Here is a 17210-nt window from a genome sequence, read left to right on the forward strand (position 1 = left end):
ATCCGGGACCTGGGTGACAAGGTCGCCGCCCGGCACATCGCGCAGCGCGCCGGTGCCCCGCTGGTCGCGGGCACCCCGGACCCGGTCTCGGGTGCGGAGGAGGTCGTGGCGTTCGCGCGGGAGCACGGGCTGCCGATCGCGATCAAGGCCGCGTTCGGTGGCGGCGGCCGTGGTCTGAAGGTCGCCCGGACCCTGGAAGAGGTTCCGGAGCTGTACGACTCCGCCGTCCGTGAGGCCGTCGCGGCCTTCGGCCGGGGCGAGTGCTTCGTCGAGCGCTACCTCGACAAGCCGCGCCACGTGGAGACCCAGTGCCTGGCCGACACCCACGGCAACGTGGTCGTCGTCTCGACGCGTGACTGCTCGCTGCAGCGCCGCCACCAGAAGCTGGTGGAGGAGGCTCCGGCGCCGTTCCTGTCCGAGGCGCAGAACGCGGAGCTGTACGCGGCGTCGAAGGCGATCCTGAAGGAGGCCGGCTACGTCGGCGCCGGCACGGTCGAGTTCCTCGTCGGTGTCGACGGCACGATCTCCTTCCTGGAGGTCAACACGCGTCTGCAGGTCGAGCACCCGGTGACCGAGGAGGTCACGGGCATCGACCTGGTCCGCGAGATGTTCCGGATCGCCGACGGCGAGGAGCTCGGCTACGGGGACCCGGAGATCCGCGGTCACTCCTTCGAGTTCCGTATCAACGGCGAGGACCCGGGCCGCAACTTCCTCCCGGCCCCCGGCACCGTCACCGTCTTCACCCCGCCCACCGGCCCCGGTGTCCGTCTGGACGCGGGCGTGGAGTCCGGCTCGGTGATCGGCCCGGCCTGGGACTCGCTCCTGGCCAAGCTGATCGTCACCGGCGCCACCCGCGAGCAGGCCCTGCAGCGCGCCGCGCGTGCGCTTGCGGAGTTCAAGGTCGAGGGCATGGCCACCGCCATCCCGTTCCACCAGGCCGTCGTCGTCGACCCCGCCTTCACCGCCACGGAGACATTCACAGACGTGTTCCAGGTCCACACGCGGTGGATCGAGACGGAGTTCGTCAACGAGATCAAGCCGTTCGCCCCGGCCGGCACGGAGGCGGAGGAGGACGAGGCGGGCCGCGAGACGATCGTCGTCGAGGTCGGCGGCAAGCGCCTGGAGGTCTCCCTGCCGTCCTCGCTCGGCATGACCCTGGCCCGCACCGGCCTGGCGGCCGGCGCGAAGCCGAAGCGGCGGGCGGCGAAGAAGTCCGGCCCGACCGCCTCCGGCGACACCCTCGCCTCCCCGATGCAGGGCACGATCGTGAAGGTCGCGGTCGAGGAGGGCCAGGAGGTCAAGGAGGGCGACCTGATCGTCGTCCTGGAGGCCATGAAGATGGAGCAGCCCCTCAACGCCCACCGCTCCGGCACCGTGAAGGGCCTGACCGCCGAGGTCGGCGCCTCCGTCACCTCCGGCGCCACCCTCTGCGACATCAAGGACTGAATTCAGGCGGCCACGCCCGGGCACGGCGAATTCCTTCCCCCCTTTCACCTCATTTCTCGGCCTTCTTCAGCACGTCCTTTCGAAGGACTTTTCCGGTGAGGAGAGAACACATGCACAGCACTCTGATCGTGGCCCGCATGGAGCCCGGATCGAGCACCGACGTCGCCAAGCTGTTCGCCGAATTCGACGCCTCCGAGATGCCGCATCTCATGGGGACGCGCCGGCGCCAGCTGTTTTCCTACCGCGGCCTCTACTTCCACCTCCAGGACTTCGACGCCGACAACGGCGGCGAGCTCATCGAGCGCGCCAAGTCCGACCCGCGCTTCGTCCGCATCAGCGAGGACCTGAAGCCCTTCATCGAGGCCTACGACCCGGCCACCTGGCGCTCGCCGGCCGACGCCATGACCACCCGCTTCTACAACTGGGAGGCGAACGCGTGACCGCGCGACGCGTCGTCATCACCGGCATCGAGGTGCTCGCCCCCGGCGGCACCGGCGCCAAGGCCTTCTGGGACCTGCTCAGTGAAGGCCGCACGGCGACCCGGGGCATCACCTTCTTCGACCCGGCGCCGTTCCGCTCCCGGGTCGCCGCCGAGATCGACTTCGACCCGGCGGCCCACGGCCTGACCCCGCAGGAGGTCCGCCGCATGGACCGGGCCGCCCAGTTCGCGGTGGTCGCCGCGCGCGGCGCCGTAGCCGACAGCGGCATCGACCTCGCCGCCCACGACCCGTACCGCGTCGGCGTCACCGTCGGCAGCGCGGTCGGCGCGACCATGGGCCTCGACGAGGAGTACCGGATCGTCAGCGACGGCGGCCGGCTCGACCTCGTCGACCACGAGTACGCGGTGCCGCACCTCTACAACTACCTGGTGCCGAGCTCCTTCTCGGCCGAGGTCGCCTGGGCCGTCGGCGCCGAGGGCCCCAACACCGTGGTCTCCACCGGCTGCACCTCCGGCCTCGACTCCGTCGGCTACGCCGTCGAGCTGATCCGCGAGGGCTCCGCCGACGTCATGATCGCCGGCTCCTCCGACGCCCCGATCTCCCCGATCACGATGGCCTGCTTCGACGCCATCAAGGCGACCACCCCCCGGTACGACGACCCGGCGCACGCCTCCCGGCCCTTCGACGGCACCCGCAACGGCTTCGTGCTCGGCGAGGGCGCGGCCGTCTTCGTCCTGGAGGAGCTGGAGAGCGCCCGCCGGCGCGGCGCCCACATCTACGCGGAGATCGCCGGCTACGCCACCCGCAGCAACGCGTACCACATGACCGGTCTGCGGCCGGACGGCGCCGAGATGGCGGAGGCGATCCGGGTCGCGCTCGACGAGGCGCGGATGAACCCCACCGAGATCGACTACATCAACGCGCACGGCTCCGGCACCAAGCAGAACGACCGGCACGAGACCGCCGCCTTCAAGAAGAGCCTCGGGGACCACGCGTACCGGACCCCCGTCAGCTCCATCAAGTCGATGGTCGGCCACTCCCTCGGCGCCATCGGCTCCATCGAGATCGCCGCCTCGGCGCTCGCCATGGAGCACCACGTCGTGCCGCCCACCGCGAACCTGCACACCCCGGACCCCGAGTGCGACCTCGACTACGTGCCGCTCGTCGCCCGCGAGCAGCTCACGGACGCGGTCCTGACCGTCGGCAGCGGATTCGGCGGCTTCCAGAGCGCCATGGTCCTCGCCCGTCCCGAGAGGAAAACCGCATGAGCGCCTCCGTGGTGGTGACCGGCCTGGGCGTCGCCGCGCCCAACGGCCTGGGCCGCGAGGACTTCTGGGCCTCGACCCTCGGCGGCAAGAGCGGCATCGGCCGCCTCACCCGCTTCGACCCCTCCGGCTATCCGGCCCGGCTCGCCGGGGAGGTGCCCGGCTTCGCCGCCGAGGAGCATCTGCCCAGCCGGCTGCTGCCGCAGACCGACCGGATGACCCGGCTCGCGCTCGTCGCCGCCGACTGGGCGCTCGCCGACGCGGGCGTCAGCCCCGAGGAGCAGGCCGACTTCGACATGGGCGTGGTGACGGCCAGCTCCTCCGGCGGCTTCGAGTTCGGCCAGGGCGAGCTGCAGAAACTGTGGAGCCAGGGCAGCCAGTACGTCAGCGCCTACCAGTCCTTCGCCTGGTTCTACGCGGTCAACAGCGGCCAGATATCCATCCGCAACGGCATGAAGGGCCCCAGCGGCGTCGTCGTCAGCGACCAGGCCGGCGGTCTCGACGCCGTGGCGCAGGCCCGCCGCCAGATCCGCAAGGGCACCCGGCTGATCGTCTCCGGCGGCGTGGACGCCTCCCTCTGCCCCTGGGGCTGGGTGGCGCAGCTGTCCTCGGAGCGGCTCAGCACCAGCGAGGAGCCGACCCGGGCGTACGTGCCCTTCGACCGGGAGGCCCGCGGCCACGTGCCCGGCGAGGGCGGTGCGATCCTCGTCATGGAGGCCGCCGAGGCGGCCCGGGAGCGCGGGGCCCGGATCTACGGCGAGATCGCCGGATACGGCTCCACCTTCGACCCCCGGCCCGGCACCGGCCGCGAGCCCGGCCTGCGCAAGGCGATCGAACTCGCCCTCGCCGACGCGGAGCTGACCCCGGCCGACATCGACGTCGTCTTCGCGGACGCCGCCGCCGTGCCCGAGCTCGACCGCGCCGAGGCCGAGGCGATCAACGGGGTCTTCGGCGCCGGGGCCGTACCCGTCACCGCGCCCAAGACGATGACCGGCCGGCTCTACTCGGGCGCCGCGGCGCTCGACCTGGCCGCCGCGTTCCTCGCGATCGACGAGGGCGTCATCCCGCCCACCGTGAACGTCGACCCGGTGGCCGAGTACGGCCTCGACCTGGTCCTCGACCGTCCCCGTACCGCCGAGGTGCGCACCGCCCTGGTGCTCGCCCGCGGCCACGGCGGCTTCAACTCCGCGATGGTCGTCCGCGCCGCGGACTGACCGCCGCCCGCCCCCCACCACCCGCAGACAAGAGGAGACACACCATGAGCACCCAGCCCTTCACCCTCGACGACCTCAAGCGGATCCTGCGCGAGGGCGCCGGCGCCGACGAGGGCGTGGACCTCGACGGCGACATCCTCGACAGCCACTTCGAGACCCTCGGCTACGAGTCGCTCGCCCTCCTGGAGACGGGCAGCCGCATCGAGCGCGAGTACGCCATCACCCTCGACGACGACGTGCTGTCCGACGCCGACACCCCGCGCGCCCTGATCGAGGCCGTCAACGCCCATCTGTCGGCCGTCGCCGCGTCCTGAACACGCCCCCCTCCGCGTAGAGAAGAGACCAGCAGCATGTCCCAGCAGGAGAAGAGGGTCGCCCTCGTCACCGGAGCCACCAGCGGCATCGGCCTCGCCGTCGCCCGGCTCCTCGCGGCCCAGAACCACCGGGTGTTCCTCGGCGCCCGCAGCGCCCAGAACGTCGCCGCCACCGTCAAGCAGCTCCAGGACGAGGGGTACGAGGTCGACGGCACGACCCTCGACGTGCGCTCCGGCGAGGACGTCCAGGCCTTCGTCCGGGCCGCCGTCGACCGCTTCGGCACCGTCGACGTCCTGGTGAACAACGCCGGCCGCAGCGGCGGCGGGGTCACCGCCGACATCGCCGACGAGCTGTGGCACGACGTCATCGACACCAACCTCAACAGCGTCTTCCGGCTCACCCGCGAGGCGCTGACCACCGGCGGCATGCGCGAGAAGTCCCGCGGCCGGATCATCAACATCGCCTCCACCGCGGGGAAGCAGGGCGTCGTCCTCGGCGCCCCCTACTCGGCCTCCAAGCACGGCGTCGTCGGCTTCACCAAGGCCCTCGGCAACGAGCTCGCCCCGACCGGCATCACCGTCAACGCGGTCTGCCCCGGCTACGTCGAGACGCCGATGGCCCAGCGCGTCCGGCAGGGCTACGCCGCCGCGTACGACACCTCGGAGGACGCCATCCTCGAGAAGTTCCAGTCGAAGATCCCCCTCGGCCGCTACTCCACGCCCGAGGAGGTCGCCGGCCTCGTCGGCTACCTGGCCTCGGACACGGCCGCCTCCATCACCTCGCAGGCGCTCAACGTCTGCGGTGGCCTCGGCAACTTCTGATCCGCACCCTCTGAACGCGAGGAGAGTTCACGATGACGACCCGTGAGGTCGAGCACGAGATCACCGTCACGGCCCCGGCCCGGGCCGTGTACCGGCTGATCGCCGAGGTGGAGAACTGGCCGCGGATCTTCCCGCCCACCCTCTACGTCGACCACGTCGAGCGCGGCGAGCGGGAGGAGCGCATCCGGATCTGGGCGACCGCGAACGGCGCCCCGAAGAACTGGACGTCGCGGCGGACCCTCGACCCGGACACCCTGACGATCACCTTCCGCCAGGAGGTCTCCACCCCGCCCGTCGCCGCCATGGGCGGCACCTGGATCATCGAGCCGCTCTCCGCGACCGAGTCCCGGATCCGGCTCCTCCACGACTACCGGGCGATCGACGACGACCCCGAGGGCCTGAAGTGGATCGACGAGGCCGTCGACCGCAACTCGCGCTCCGAACTCGCCGCGCTCAAGACCAACGTCGAACTGGCCCACGCCTCCGAGGAGATCACCTTCTCCTTCGAGGACACCGTGCGGGTCGACGGCTCCGCCAAGGACGTCTACGACTTCGTGAACGAGGCGGACCGCTGGCCGGAGCGGCTGCCGCACGTGGCCACGGTCCGCTTCGAGGAGGAGACCCCGGGGCTGCAGAGCCTGGAGATGGACACCCGGGCCAAGGACGGCTCCACCCACACCACGAAGTCGTACCGGGTGACCTTCCCGCACCACCGGATCGCCTACAAGCAGATCACCCTGCCGGCCCTGATGACCCTGCACACGGGCTACTGGACGTTCACGGAGGAGGCCGACGGCGGCGTCTCCGCCTCCTCCCAGCACACGGTCGTCCTCAACACGGCGAACATCGAGCGGATCCTCGGTGCCGAGGCCACCGTCGCCGACGCCCGCGACTACGTGCGCACCGCGCTCAGCACCAACAGCCGGGCCACCCTCGGGTACGCCAAGGAGTACGCCGAGGCCAAGGCCCGTACCGAGGGCAAGGCCTGACCATGGAGACGACGGTGGAGACCGACGTCGTCGTCATCGGTGCCGGTCCCACCGGCCTGATGCTCGCCGGCGAACTGCGGCTCGGTGGCGCGGACGTGATCGTCCTGGAGCGCCGTGCCACCCCCACGACCGAGTCCAGGGCCTCCACACTGCACGCCCGCACCATGGAACTCCTCGACGACCGGGGCCTGCTGCCCGCCTTCGGCACCCCGCCGTCGGAGCCCCGCGGCCACTTCGGCGGGATCCCGCTCGACCTGACCCTGCCGAGCCCCCACCCCGGGCAGTGGAAGGTCGAGCAGACCCGCACCGAGCGGCTGCTCGCGGAGTGGGCCGCCGGCCTCGGCGCCGGCCTGCGGCGCGGCCACACGCTCCGTTCCCTCACGGAGACGGACACGCACACCGAGGCCGGGGCGGTCGGTCCGGACGGCCGTGAGGTACGGGTCAGGGCACGGTACCTCGTCGGATGCGACGGCGAGCAGAGCACCGTACGGGCCCTGACCGGGGCCGAGTTCCCCGGCCAGGAGGCCCGGCGCGAGCTGCTGCGCGCCGACGTCGCCGGGATCGACGTCCCGAACCGGCGCTTCCAGCGGCTGCCCGGCGGCCTCGCCGTCGCGGCCCGCCGGCCCGACGGCGTCACCCGGGTCATGGTCCACGCCTTCGGCCGGCCCGCGGCCCCTCGCACCGAGGAGCCCGGCTTCGACGAGGTCGTGGACGTGTGGAAGCGGGTCACGGGCGAGGACATCAGCGGCGGCACCCCGCTCTGGGTGAACTCCTTCCACGACGCCGACCGGCAGCTCACCCGCTACCGCGACGGCCGGGTGCTCTTCGCCGGGGACGCCGCCCACCAGCAGATGCCGATCGGCGGCCAGGCCCTCAACCTCGGCCTGCAGGACGCCGTCAACCTCGGCTGGAAGCTCGCCGCCACCGTCCGCGGCACGGCACCCGACGGGCTGCTCGACACGTACCACGAGGAGCGGCACGCCGTCGGCCGCCAGGTCCTCGGCAACATCAGGGCGCAGGCCCTGCTGCTCCTCGGCGGCCCCGAGGCGGAGCCCGTCCGCTCCCTCCTCGGCCCGCTCATCGGCCTGGACGCGGTGCGCACGCACCTCGCCGGGAAGATCTCCGGACTCGACATCCGGTACGGGACGGAGGACGGCGGAGTCCACCCGCTGACCGGCACCCGGCTGCCGCACACCGCCCTCGCCGGAGGCCACGCGCCTGTCACCGGGCCGCTGCGGGCGGGACGCGGCCTGTTCCTCGTCCTCGGCGAGGAGAGCGCCGCTCCCGCCGCCCGCTGGGCGGACCGGGTCACCACGCTCGCCGCCCGGCCGGTGCCCGGCGGCCCCCTCGACGGCCTCGACGCCGTCCTCGTACGGCCCGACGGCCACGTCGCGTGGACCTCGGCGGACGACGCGGGACCGGAGACGGCCCTGCGCCGCTGGTTCGGTGCCCCCACCCACGAACTCGGACGAAGGACGCCATGACCACCTCGCATCCCCGCACCACCGACACCCCCGCCGGCACCGACACCGACGTCATCGTGGTCGGCGGCGGCCCCACCGGCCTCATGCTCGCCGGTGAACTCCGCCTCGGCGGCGCCCGGGTCCTCGTCGCGGAGCGCCTGGAGCGGCCCACCGGCCAGTCCCGCGGACTCGGCTTCACCGCCCGCGCGATGGAGGTCTTCGACCAGCGCGGACTGCTGCCCCGCTTCGGACAGGGCGAGACCCTGGAGACCAGCCCGCTGGGCCACTTCGGCGGGGTGCAGTTCGACTACACCGTCCTGGAGGGCGCCCACTTCGGCGCCCGCGGCATCCCCCAGTACACGACCGAGAAGGTCCTGGAGGAGTGGGCGACCGAGCTCGGCGCTGACGTCCGGCGCGGCTGGGAGTTCACCGGCCTCACCCAGGACGCCGACCAGGTGGAGGTCACCGTCCGCACCCCCGAGGGCGAGCGGCGGCTCCGCGCCGCGTACGTGGTGGGCTGCGACGGCGGGCACAGCCCCGTCCGCAGGGCCGCCGGCTTCGACTTCCCCGGCACCCCCGCCACCCGCGAGATGTACCTCGCGGACGTCGTCGGCTGCGGGCTGCGGCCCCGGTTCCTCGGCGAGCGGCTGCCGGAGGGCATGGTCATGGCCGCGCCGCTCGCCGAGGGCGTCGACCGGATCATCGTCTGCCCGCACGGCACGCCGCCCCGCGACCGCCGCGAGGCCGAGACGGTGGGCTTCGCCGAGGTGGCCGCCGCCTGGCGGCGCATCACCGGCGAGGACATCAGCGGCGGTTCCGCCGCGTGGGTCTCCTCCTTCACCGACACCACCCGGCAGGCCACCGAGTACCGGCGCGGCCGGGTGCTCCTCGCGGGCGACGCCGCCCACGTCCATCTCCCGGCCGGCGGCCAGGGACTCAGCACCGGCGTCCAGGACGCCGCCAACCTGGGCTGGAAGCTCGCCGCCGCCGTGCGCGGCCGGGCGCCCGAGGGGCTGCTCGACACGTACCACGCGGAGCGCCACCCGGTGGGCGAGCGGCTCCTGATGAACACCCGGGCCCAGGGCACGGTCTTCCTCGGCGGCGAGGAGTCGGACCCGCTGCGCGAACTGTTCACCGAACTCCTCGGCCACGACGAGGTGAAGCGGCACCTCGCCGGCGTCGTCAGCGGCCTCGACATCCGCTACGAGGTGGGTCAAGGCGACCCGGACGACCCCCTGCTCGGGGCGCGGCTCGCGCACCGGGCGCTGACCACGGCGGCGGGGGAGACCAGCACCACCCGGCTGCTCCACTCCGCGCAGGGCCTGCTGCTCGACCTCGCCGACGACCCGGCGGTACGGGAGACGGCGGCGGCCTGGAAGGACCGGGTCCTCACCGTCACCGCCACACCGCTGCCCGCCGACGGCACGGACGTCCTCACGGGCCTGGCCGCCGTCCTCGTACGGCCCGACGGCCACGTCGTATGGACCTCGAAGGGCGGCGCGAGCCCCGAGGCGGCCCTGCGCCGCTGGTTCGGCGCCCCCGCCCTCGCGGTCTCCGACGGCGGCGCGTCCCGGTGACCACCACGACGAACGCCCCGGCCGCGCCCCGCACCGCAGGAGTGCGCCGGATCGTCCTGGACGGCGCCGGGGTCCCGATCTCCGCCCTGCTCGCCGAACCGGAGCCGGGGCCCGACTCCTTCGGGGCGCCGCGCGCGACCGTCGTCGCCCTCCACGGCGGCGGCATGAGCGCCGGCTACTTCCACGGCCAGGCCCAGCCGGGTCTCTCCCTGCTCACCCTCGGCGCCCGGCTCGGCTTCACCGTCCTCTCCCTCGACCGCCCGGGATACGGCGACTCCACCGCCCGGCTGCCGCACGGCCAGACGCTCACCGAGCAGTCGGACACCCTGCGGGCCGCCCTGGCAGACTTCTCCGCCCGGCACACCACCGGAGCCGGCCTCTTCCTGCTCGCCCACTCCTACGGCGGGAAGCTCGCCCTGACCGCCGCCGCCCGCGACACCGGCGCGGCCGGCACCCCGCTCCTGGGGCTCGACGTCTCCGGCTGCGGCCAGGAGTACGCGGTGGGACCCGACGACCTGCCGGGCAGCCGGGGCCACGGCCACTGGACCCGGAACTGGGGCGCCCTGCGCCTCTACCCGCCGGGCACCTTCCGGGCCAGCGGCGCGCTCGTCGCCCCGATGCCGGAGCGGGAGCGGGCCGAGGCCCTGCGCTGGCCCGGCCTCTTCCCGGAGGTGGCGGCCCGCGTGCGGGTGCCCGTACGGCTGACGTTCGCGGAGTACGAGTCGTGGTGGCGGCACGACGAGGCGGCGCTCGACCGGCTGACCGGACGATTCACCGCCGCACCCCGTGTCCTCGTCGAGCGGCTCCCGGACGCCGGACACAACATAAGCCTGGGCCTCGCGGCCCGTACGTACCATCTGCGGGCCCTCGCGTTCCTGGAGGAGTGCCTCGCGACCCTGCGACCCGAGGTGTGACCCGCGCTCATGGTGAAGGCCCGACCGACCACGTTCCGCTCCCTGTCCGTCCGCAACTTCCGGCTCTTCGCGGCCGGGCAGGTGGTGTCCGTGGCCGGGACCTGGACGATGGTCGTCGCCCAGGACTGGCTCGTCCTCGGCATGACCGGCGACTCCGGCACGGCCCTGGGGACCGTGACCGCCCTGCAGTTCGCCCCCATGCTGCTCCTCACCCTCTACGGGGGGCGGCTCGCCGACCGGTACGACAAGCGGACGCTGCTCACCCTCGCCAACCTGGCGGCGGGGGCGCTCGCCCTGATCCTGGCCGTGCTCGACCTGAGCGGCACGGTACGGCTCTGGCACATCTGGCTGCTCGCCCTCGGCCTCGGGATCGTCAACGCGGTCGAGGTCCCCACCCGGATGTCCTTCGTCGGTGAGCTGGTCGGCAACGAGCTGCTGCCCAACGCCTCCGCCCTGAGCGCCGCCTACTTCAGCGTCGCCCGGGTGGCGGGACCGGCCCTCGCCGGACTCCTCATCACCGGCTTCGGCACCGGCTGGGCCATCGCCCTCAACGCGGTCAGCTACCTCGCGACGGTGGCGGGGCTGCGCCTGATGCGGCCCGAGGAGAACCGGGGGGTCGGCCGCGGAGCGGCGCCGAGCACGGTGCGGGTCGTCGACGGCCTGCGCTACACCGCCTCCCGCCCCGACCTCGTCCTCCCCATGGCGCTCGTCGCCGTCATCGGCCTGTTCGGCATGAACTTCCAGCTGACCCTGCCGCTGCTCGCCAAGACGGTCTTCCACGCCGACGCGGCCTCCTTCGGCCTCCTCACCACCGCCTTCGCCGCCGGCTCCCTCCTCGGAGCCATCGCCGGCACCCGGCGCAGCGGGCGCCCCGCCGCCCGCACCGTCATCGGCTCGGCCCTCGCCTTCGGGGCCCTGGAGACGGCGGCGGGACAGGCGCCCGGATTCCTCGGCGCGCTCGTCCTCCTCACGCTCACCGGCTTCGCCTCGATCTCCTTCGTCCAGGCCGCGAACCACCGCGTCCAGCTCGGCAGCGACCCCCGCTACCGGGGCCGGATCCTCGCCCTCTACACCCTGATCCTCCAGGGCACCACCCCGCTCGGGGCGCTGCTCGTCGGCCTGCTCGCCGAGCACCTCGGCGCCCGCGCGGGCCTCTGGCTCGGCGGCCTCGTCTCCCTGGCCGCGGCCCTCGCCGCCCTCGCCCTCCAGCACCGCGGGAAGCGGGCGGCGGGGGCCGGCACCGATCCGTCCGAGAACGACGAAAGGCCGATACGCGATGCCGCTCCTGAGGGCCGGGGACGATGACCTCCACCTCTGGACGCTCCGCCCGCCCCCGCCGGACTCCGTGCTGCCCACCGGGGAACTCGACCGCCACGAGCGGCGCCGGGCCGCCGCGTTCGTCCGGCCCGCGGACCGCGTCCAGTACCTCGCGGCGCACCTGGCGCTGCGCCGGATCCTCGCCCGGTACACCGGAGTCGCGGCCGGGCGGCTGCGCTTCGGCCGGGCGGCCTCGGGACGGCCCGTGCTCCTCGGCCTACCGGAGCCGCCGTCGTTCTCGCTCTCGCACAGCCACGGCCTGGTGCTGCTCGGCGTGGCGGCGCGACCGGTGGGCGTCGACGTCCAGCGCGTCCCCCCGTACGCCACCGCCGAGCTGTGCCGTACGGCGCTCCACCCGGCCGAGGCCGAGGATCTCGCCGCGCTGCCCGGGGACCGGCTGGCCGAGGGCTTCGCCCGGCTGTGGACCCGCAAGGAGGCCTATCTGAAGGGCCTCGGCACCGGGCTCGCCCGGGGCCTCGCCGCCGACTACCTGGGCGCGGCCGAGCGGGCCGGCGCCCGGCGGCCCGCCGGGTGGGCCGTCCTCGACCTGCCGGGCGGGCCCGGCCACGCGGCGGCGGCCGCACTGCGCACGGACGGCAGCCCGCGCGTCACGACGCGGACGGTACGGCCGGAGGACCTGACCACCACGCACGAGATGTTCACCGAAAGGGGAGTGGGGAGCGCATGACCACGACGTCCACGACGACCGCGACGGCCGCGACGTCCACGACGACCGCGACGACCGCGGCCTTCACGGCAGGAGGCGCCCTCGCGGACCGCCTCACCGAACTGGGCAGGCTGAAGGAGCTGGCGCAGGAGGGACCCGATCCGAAGGCCACCGAACGCCAGCACGCGAAGGGCAAGCTGACGGCGCGTGAGCGGATCGGGCTGCTCCTCGACAAAGGGAGCTTCACGGAGGTCGAGCAGCTGCGCCGGCACCGCGCGCAGGGCTTCGGCCTGGAGGCGAAGAAGCCGTACACCGACGGTGTCATCACCGGCTGGGGCACGGTCGAGGGCCGCACGGTCTTCGTGTACGCGCACGACTTCCGGATCTTCGGCGGCGCCCTGGGCGAGGCCCACGCCACCAAGATCCACAAGATCATGGACATGGCCATCGCGGCCGGTGCCCCGCTGGTCTCCCTGAACGACGGCGCCGGCGCCCGCATCCAGGAGGGCGTCTCCGCGCTCGCCGGCTACGGCGGCATCTTCCAGCGCAACACCAGGGCCTCGGGTGTCATCCCGCAGATCTCGGTGATGCTCGGCCCGTGCGCCGGCGGCGCCGCGTACAGCCCGGCGCTCACGGACTTCGTGTTCATGGTCCGCGAGACCTCGCAGATGTTCATCACCGGCCCGGACGTCGTCAAGGCGGTCACCGGCGAGGAGATCACCCAGAACGGCCTCGGCGGGGCCGACGTCCACGCCGAGACGTCGGGCGTGGCGCACTTCGCGTACGACGACGAGGAGACCTGCCTGGCCGAGGTCCGCTATCTGCTCTCGCTGCTTCCGCAGAACAACCGCGACCTGCCGCCCGTCGTGCCGAGCTCCGACCCGGCCGACCGGCTCGGCGAGCGGCTCCTCGACCTCGTACCGGCCGACGGCAACCGCTCGTACGACGTCCGCGGGGTCATCGAGGAACTCGTCGACGACGGCGAGCACATGGAGGTCCACGCGGCCTGGGCGCCCAACCTGGTGTGCGCCTTCGCCCGGCTCGACGGCCATGTCGTCGGCATCGTCGCCAACCAGCCGGCCGCCCTGGCCGGAGTCCTCGACATCAAGGCCAGCGAGAAGGGCGCACGGTTCGTCCAGTTCTGCGACGCCTTCAACATCCCGCTCGTCACCCTCGTCGACGTACCCGGCTTCCTGCCCGGCGTCGACCAGGAGCACGAGGGCATCATCCGGCGCGGCGCCAAGCTGCTGTACGCCTACTGCAACGCGACCGTGCCCCGGATCTCCGTCGTCCTGCGCAAGGCCTACGGCGGCGCCTACATCGTCATGGACTCCCGCTCCATCGGCGCCGACATCTCCCTCGCCTGGCCCACCAACGAGATCGCCGTCATGGGCGCCGAGGGCGCCGCCAACGTGGTCTTCCGGCGCGAGATCGCGGCCGCCGAGGACCCCGAGGCCATGCGCCGCCGGAAGATCGAGGAGTACCGCGAGGAGCTCGTCCACCCGTACTACGCGGCCGAGCGCGGTCTCGTCGACGACGTCGTCGACCCGCGGGAGACCCGCCGGGTGCTCTGCCGGTCCGTCGCCATGCTCGCCGCCAAACACGCCGAACTGCCGCGCCGCAAGCACGGCAACCCGCCCCAGTAGGAGTCCCGATGACCGCTCCCGCGCAGCCCGCCCCCGGGCACCTCGTCCGCGTCGAGAAGGGCGCCCCGAGCCCCGAGGAACTCGCCGCCGTGACCGCCGTCCTGCTCGCCCGCACCCAGGAGCGCCCGGCCGCCACCGCCCCCCGGAGCGTCGCCGGCTGGCGGCGCCTTGAGCGTGCGGGCGGCTTCGAAGGGCCCCGCACCTGGCACTCCGTGCTCCCCGCCCGCCACCGCTGACCCGTCCCTCCGCACCGTCGAAGGAACCCACCATGACCACGACCACGACCGCGACCGACGAACTCGCCGAACTCCGCGCCACCGTCCGTACCCTCTCCGACCGTGCCGAGATAGCCGCCGTGTGCGAGCGGTACGCCATGCACCTCGACAAGGACCGCGGCAGCGACGACTGGTTCGGCCAGGTCTTCACCGACGACGTCCACCTCGTCTTCCCGATGGGCGAGTACAAGGGCATGGAGGGCCTCGCCGCCTTCCAGCAGATGGCCCGCACGACCTTCGCCCGCACCCACCACCTCACCGGCGCCTACGCCATCGACCTCGACGGCGACGAGGCCCGGGTCCGCGCCCACCTCACCGCCTTCCACGTCCGCGAACCCGCCGAGCCCTCCGCCCACTTCGCCATCGGCGGCCACTACGACGCCCACGTCGTCCGCACCCCGGCGGGCTGGCGCATCCGCTCCTTCGTCTTCGACCTCGTCTGGAACGCGGGCGAGGCCCCCGGCGCGAAGGGCCACTCCCGATGAGCGCCCCCACCCTGACCCCGCGCCGGCCCGCCGGGCTCGCCGAGCGGATCGCGCTCTCGGCCGCCACCACCCGCGGCGCCCACCTGTCCACCGAGGACTTCCACGGCTGGCTCGACGGGCGTCGCCGCGCGCACACCTTCCGCGTCGACCGGGTGCCCTTCGGCGCCCTCGACGGCTGGTCCTTCGAGGAGCACAGCGGCAACCTCGTCCACCGCAGCGGCCGCTTCTTCACCGTCGAGGGCCTGCACGTCGTCGAGGAGGCCGGACCCTACGGCGACGGCCCCTACCAGTCCTGGCACCAGCCCGTCATCAAGCAGCCCGAGGTCGGCATCCTCGGCATCCTCGCCAAGGAGTTCGACGGCGTCCTGCACTTCCTCATGCAGGCGAAGATGGAGCCCGGCAACCGCAACCTGCTCCAGCTGTCCCCGACCGTCCAGGCCACCCGCAGCAACTACACCAAGGCCCACCGCGGCGGCGACGTGAAGTACATCGAGTACTTCACCGACCCCGGGCACGGCACCGTCGTCGCCGACGCCCTCCAGTCCGAGCACGGCGCCTGGTTCTTCCGGAAGTCCAACCGCAACATGATCGTCGAGACCACCGGCGAGGTCGCCCTCCTGGACGACTTCTGCTGGCTCACCCTCGGGCAGATCGGCGAACTCCTCCACCAGGACAACGTCGTGAACATGGACGCCAGGACCGTGCTGTCCTGCGTGCCCCACCAGGACACCGCCCCCGGCGCCCTGCTCTCCGACGTACGCCTCCTCTCCTGGTTCACCGGCGAGCGCTCCCGCCACGACGTACGGGCCCGGCGGGTCCCGCTGCGCGAGCTGCCCGGCTGGAAGCGGGGCGAGGAGACCATCGAGCACGAGGAGGGCCGCCACTTCAAGGTCGTCGCCGTCTCCGTCCAGGCCGGGAACCGCGAGGTCACCCGCTGGACGCAGCCGCTGATCGAACCCGTCGGCCTCGGCGTCACCGCCTTCCTCACCCGCACCTTCGACGGGGTCCCGCACTACCTCGTGCACGCCCGCGTCGAGGGCGGCTTCCTCGACACCGTCGAACTCGCGCCCACCGTCCAGTACACCCCCGGGAACTACGCCCACCTGCCCGCCGGGGAGCGCCCCCGCTTCCTCGACCAGGTCGTCGGCGCCGACCCCTCCCGCATCCGCTACGAGGCCGTCCACTCCGAGGAGGGCGGCCGCTTCCTCAACGCCGAGAGCCGCTACCTCCTCGTCGAGGCCGACGAGGAGCAGGCCCCGGCCGACCCGCCGGCCGGCTACGCCTGGGCGACCGCCGCCCAGCTCACCTCGCTGACCCGGCACGGCCACTACCTCAACGTGCAGGCCCGGACCCTGCTCGCCTGCCTCAACGCCCGGGCGGTGCACGCCCGATGACCGCGGCCGCCCCCCTGCGGATCGGGGTCCTCGGCTGCGCCGACATCGCCGTCCGCCGGATGATGCCCGCCATGGCCGCGCTCCCGGAGACCGAGGTCACCGCGGTCGCCAGCCGCGACCCCGAGAAGGCCGCCGAGGCCGCCGCCCCCTACGGAGCGGCGGCCGTCCACGGCTACGAGGCCCTGCTGCGGCGCGAGGACGTCGACGCCGTCTACGTACCGCTGCCCGCCGCCCTGCACGCCGAGTGGACCGAGGCCGCGCTCCGCGCGGGCAAGCACGTCCTCGCGGAGAAGCCGCTCACCACCGACCCGGAGCGGACCGCCGCCCTGCTCGACCTGGCGGCCCGCTCCGGGCTCGCCCTGATGGAGAACGTGATGTTCGTCCATCACCGGCTCCACACCGACGTCCGCAAGCTCGTCGCCGACGGCGCCATCGGCGAACTCCGCGCCCTGCACGCCTCGTTCGGCATCCCGCGGCTTCCCGCCACCGACATCCGGCACGACCCCGGGCTCGGCGGCGGCGCCCTCGGCGACGTCGGCGTCTACCCGCTGCGGGCCGCCCTGCACCTGCTCGGCGACGCGCTCGACGTCCTTGGCGCGCACCTCGTCCGCGGCACCGGCAGCCGCGTCGAGACCGCAGGCGGGGCGCTGCTCGCCACCCCCGCCGGAGTGACCGCGCACCTCGCCTTCGGCATGGACCACGGCTACCGCTCGGCGTACGAACTGTGGGGGAGCGAGGGCCGGCTCATCGTCGAGCGGGCCTACACCCCGCCCGCGCACCACCGGCCGGTCGTCCGCCTGGAGACCCGTGCCGGCACCGAGGAACGCGTCCTGGACGCCGACGACCAGGTCCGCAACACGGTCGCCGCCTTCGCCGCCTCCGTACGCGCCGGGGCGGGCGTCGCCCACGACCGGGAGACCCCGCTCCGCCAGGCCCGCCTGCTCGACGCCGTCCGCCGCCGGGCGGCTCCTTCCTGACCGAC

At 73.5% G+C, this 17210-nt stretch carries 17 protein-coding genes; all 17 read left to right on the plus strand.

Features of this window, described 5'->3' with window-relative positions; translation table 11 throughout:
• Positions 1–1446, plus strand: a 1446-nt coding sequence (locus ACWGN5_RS24130) for an ATP-binding protein (protein ID WP_453518587.1), incomplete at its 5' end; no start/stop codon positions are given.
• Between the two features lie 110 nt (positions 1447–1556).
• The gene (locus ACWGN5_RS24135; RefSeq protein ID WP_453518589.1) at positions 1557–1886 is read left to right on the plus strand and encodes a TcmI family type II polyketide cyclase; all 330 of its coding nucleotides are present in this window, start codon (positions 1557–1559) and stop codon (positions 1884–1886) included.
• Positions 1883–3154: a beta-ketoacyl-[acyl-carrier-protein] synthase family protein gene (locus ACWGN5_RS24140; protein WP_453518591.1), complete on the plus strand. Its 1272-nt coding sequence runs from the start codon at positions 1883–1885 to the stop codon at positions 3152–3154. Before ACWGN5_RS24135 ends, ACWGN5_RS24140 begins: the two co-directional genes overlap by 4 nt.
• Positions 3151–4365, plus strand: a complete 1215-nt coding sequence (locus ACWGN5_RS24145) for a ketosynthase chain-length factor (RefSeq protein WP_453518593.1) — start codon at positions 3151–3153, stop codon at positions 4363–4365. Before ACWGN5_RS24140 ends, ACWGN5_RS24145 begins: the two co-directional genes overlap by 4 nt.
• Before the next feature lie 44 nt (positions 4366–4409).
• Positions 4410–4679, plus strand: coding sequence for an acyl carrier protein (locus ACWGN5_RS24150; RefSeq protein WP_369147305.1), 270 nt, complete (start codon positions 4410–4412; stop codon positions 4677–4679).
• A 36-nt stretch (positions 4680–4715) separates the two neighbouring features.
• Positions 4716–5501, plus strand: coding sequence for a 3-oxoacyl-ACP reductase FabG (gene fabG, locus ACWGN5_RS24155; RefSeq protein ID WP_453518596.1), 786 nt, complete (start codon positions 4716–4718; stop codon positions 5499–5501).
• 32 nt (positions 5502–5533) lie between these two features.
• Entirely contained in the window at positions 5534–6490 is a 957-nt protein-coding gene (locus ACWGN5_RS24160; RefSeq protein WP_453518599.1) for an aromatase/cyclase, read from the plus strand.
• Positions 6491–6492: 2 nt separating this feature from the next.
• On the plus strand, positions 6493–7974 hold the full coding sequence (locus tag ACWGN5_RS24165; RefSeq protein WP_453518602.1) for an FAD-dependent monooxygenase: 1482 nt from the start codon (positions 6493–6495) through the stop codon (positions 7972–7974).
• On the plus strand, positions 7971–9530 hold the full coding sequence (locus ACWGN5_RS24170) for an FAD-dependent monooxygenase (protein WP_453518604.1): 1560 nt from the start codon (positions 7971–7973) through the stop codon (positions 9528–9530). The genes ACWGN5_RS24165 and ACWGN5_RS24170 overlap by 4 nt, the downstream gene beginning before the upstream one ends.
• Complete coding sequence (locus ACWGN5_RS24175) at positions 9527–10444, plus strand: alpha/beta hydrolase (RefSeq protein WP_453518605.1); 918 nt, start codon at positions 9527–9529, stop codon at positions 10442–10444. Before ACWGN5_RS24170 ends, ACWGN5_RS24175 begins: the two co-directional genes overlap by 4 nt.
• 9 nt (positions 10445–10453) lie before the next feature.
• Complete coding sequence (locus ACWGN5_RS24180) at positions 10454–11749, plus strand: MFS transporter (protein WP_453518608.1); 1296 nt, start codon at positions 10454–10456, stop codon at positions 11747–11749.
• On the plus strand, positions 11721–12449 hold the full coding sequence (locus tag ACWGN5_RS24185; protein WP_453518610.1) for a 4'-phosphopantetheinyl transferase family protein: 729 nt from the start codon (positions 11721–11723) through the stop codon (positions 12447–12449). Before ACWGN5_RS24180 ends, ACWGN5_RS24185 begins: the two co-directional genes overlap by 29 nt.
• Positions 12446–14074, plus strand: coding sequence for an acyl-CoA carboxylase subunit beta (locus tag ACWGN5_RS24190; protein ID WP_453518612.1), 1629 nt, complete (start codon positions 12446–12448; stop codon positions 14072–14074). The genes ACWGN5_RS24185 and ACWGN5_RS24190 overlap by 4 nt, the downstream gene beginning before the upstream one ends.
• An 8-nt stretch (positions 14075–14082) precedes the next feature.
• Positions 14083–14310: an acyl-CoA carboxylase subunit epsilon gene (locus ACWGN5_RS24195; RefSeq protein ID WP_453518614.1), complete on the plus strand. Its 228-nt coding sequence runs from the start codon at positions 14083–14085 to the stop codon at positions 14308–14310.
• A 32-nt stretch (positions 14311–14342) separates the two neighbouring features.
• Complete coding sequence (locus ACWGN5_RS24200; protein ID WP_453518617.1) at positions 14343–14834, plus strand: nuclear transport factor 2 family protein; 492 nt, start codon at positions 14343–14345, stop codon at positions 14832–14834.
• Positions 14831–16228: an NDP-hexose 2,3-dehydratase family protein gene (locus tag ACWGN5_RS24205; RefSeq protein ID WP_453518618.1), complete on the plus strand. Its 1398-nt coding sequence runs from the start codon at positions 14831–14833 to the stop codon at positions 16226–16228. Before ACWGN5_RS24200 ends, ACWGN5_RS24205 begins: the two co-directional genes overlap by 4 nt.
• A complete protein-coding gene (locus tag ACWGN5_RS24210) occupies positions 16225–17205 on the plus strand; it encodes a Gfo/Idh/MocA family protein (RefSeq protein ID WP_453518621.1) in 981 nt (326 codons plus the stop codon). The genes ACWGN5_RS24205 and ACWGN5_RS24210 overlap by 4 nt, the downstream gene beginning before the upstream one ends.
• The last annotated feature ends 5 nt before the right edge of the window (positions 17206–17210 follow it).

The organism is Streptomyces sp. NPDC055815 (assembly GCF_053616475.1).

What these genes read in the sequence shown, in the direction of transcription:
- ACWGN5_RS24135 (WP_453518589.1), top strand. Translation starts at nt 1,557, where the DNA reads ATGCACAGCACTCTGATCGTGGCCCGCATGGAGCCCGGATCGAGCACC.
- ACWGN5_RS24145 (WP_453518593.1), top strand. Translation starts at nt 3,151, where the DNA reads ATGAGCGCCTCCGTGGTGGTGACCGGCCTGGGCGTCGCCGCGCCCAAC.
- ACWGN5_RS24150 (WP_369147305.1), top strand. Translation starts at nt 4,410, where the DNA reads ATGAGCACCCAGCCCTTCACCCTCGACGACCTCAAGCGGATCCTGCGC.
- fabG (WP_453518596.1), top strand. Translation starts at nt 4,716, where the DNA reads ATGTCCCAGCAGGAGAAGAGGGTCGCCCTCGTCACCGGAGCCACCAGC.
- ACWGN5_RS24160 (WP_453518599.1), top strand. Translation starts at nt 5,534, where the DNA reads ATGACGACCCGTGAGGTCGAGCACGAGATCACCGTCACGGCCCCGGCC.
- ACWGN5_RS24165 (WP_453518602.1), top strand. Translation starts at nt 6,493, where the DNA reads ATGGAGACGACGGTGGAGACCGACGTCGTCGTCATCGGTGCCGGTCCC.
- ACWGN5_RS24170 (WP_453518604.1), top strand. Translation starts at nt 7,971, where the DNA reads ATGACCACCTCGCATCCCCGCACCACCGACACCCCCGCCGGCACCGAC.
- ACWGN5_RS24180 (WP_453518608.1), top strand. Translation starts at nt 10,454, where the DNA reads ATGGTGAAGGCCCGACCGACCACGTTCCGCTCCCTGTCCGTCCGCAAC.
- ACWGN5_RS24185 (WP_453518610.1), top strand. Translation starts at nt 11,721, where the DNA reads ATGCCGCTCCTGAGGGCCGGGGACGATGACCTCCACCTCTGGACGCTC.
- ACWGN5_RS24190 (WP_453518612.1), top strand. Translation starts at nt 12,446, where the DNA reads ATGACCACGACGTCCACGACGACCGCGACGGCCGCGACGTCCACGACG.
- ACWGN5_RS24195 (WP_453518614.1), top strand. Translation starts at nt 14,083, where the DNA reads ATGACCGCTCCCGCGCAGCCCGCCCCCGGGCACCTCGTCCGCGTCGAG.
- ACWGN5_RS24200 (WP_453518617.1), top strand. Translation starts at nt 14,343, where the DNA reads ATGACCACGACCACGACCGCGACCGACGAACTCGCCGAACTCCGCGCC.
- ACWGN5_RS24205 (WP_453518618.1), top strand. Translation starts at nt 14,831, where the DNA reads ATGAGCGCCCCCACCCTGACCCCGCGCCGGCCCGCCGGGCTCGCCGAG.
- ACWGN5_RS24210 (WP_453518621.1), top strand. Translation starts at nt 16,225, where the DNA reads ATGACCGCGGCCGCCCCCCTGCGGATCGGGGTCCTCGGCTGCGCCGAC.